Here is a 233-nt window from a genome sequence, read left to right as displayed (position 1 = left end):
CACGCTGCTGCGCCTGCGCGGGAAGATCCTGCGGTCCGAAGACCTCGATCTGCGCATCCGGGCGCTTCAACAGCGCACGCAAGGTCGGCGCGCCTTCGCGAAATTCGCTATCGGCCAGGGTCGGCAACCCAGCGTCGGCATGCCGCCGCAGCCATTGCACGCTGTAGGCCGCATCACCCGCTGCGCTGGCCAGGGCCGGCCGCTGCGCCGCAGGCGCGGCGTCGATCATGCGG

The 233-nt window shown here is 71.2% G+C and carries 1 pseudogene; it reads right to left on the bottom strand.

The features are described 5' to 3' along the window. Positions 1-233, bottom strand: a pseudogene (locus tag SB756_RS35775) (two-component sensor histidine kinase); the annotation flags it as partial.

The organism is Pseudomonas sp. SIMBA_068, from assembly GCF_046534705.1.
Taxonomy (GTDB): domain Bacteria; phylum Pseudomonadota; class Gammaproteobacteria; order Pseudomonadales; family Pseudomonadaceae; genus Aquipseudomonas; species Aquipseudomonas putida.
This window is presented reverse-complemented; position numbering and strand designations above follow the sequence as displayed.